The 338-nt window shown below is 56.2% G+C and carries 1 pseudogene; it reads left to right on the top strand.

Going from position 1 to position 338, the window contains the following annotated elements:
- Positions 1-338, top strand: a pseudogene (locus AACU55_RS23390) (IS4 family transposase); the annotation flags it as partial.

Raw genomic sequence — 338 nt, 5'->3', positions numbered from 1 at the left:
CCGAACCGGACGCTCATTCACCGCACCCAGCTCCGTTATTGCCCGCAGAAAAACGTTAGGTGAAGATGCCATCCGGGTTCTGTTTGATATCACTCAGCAACACTGGCATGCAGAGGCAAAACATCCTCTCTGGCACGGACTGACACTCAATGCCGTCGATGGCGTAGTCTGGCATACGCAGGACACGCCTGAAAATGCAGAGGCCTTCGGGAAGGCTTCGAACCAGCACGGTGAACGTGGATATCCTCAGGTCCGCATGGTCTGCCTGATGGAACTGAGCAGTCACCTGTTGCGGGCCAGTGTGATGGACAGTTACGACGTGAACGAGATGCGCCTGG

The organism is Rahnella sp. CJA17(1/100) (assembly GCF_963881615.1).
Classification (GTDB): domain Bacteria; phylum Pseudomonadota; class Gammaproteobacteria; order Enterobacterales; family Enterobacteriaceae; genus Rahnella; species Rahnella aceris.
This window is presented reverse-complemented; position numbering and strand designations above follow the sequence as displayed.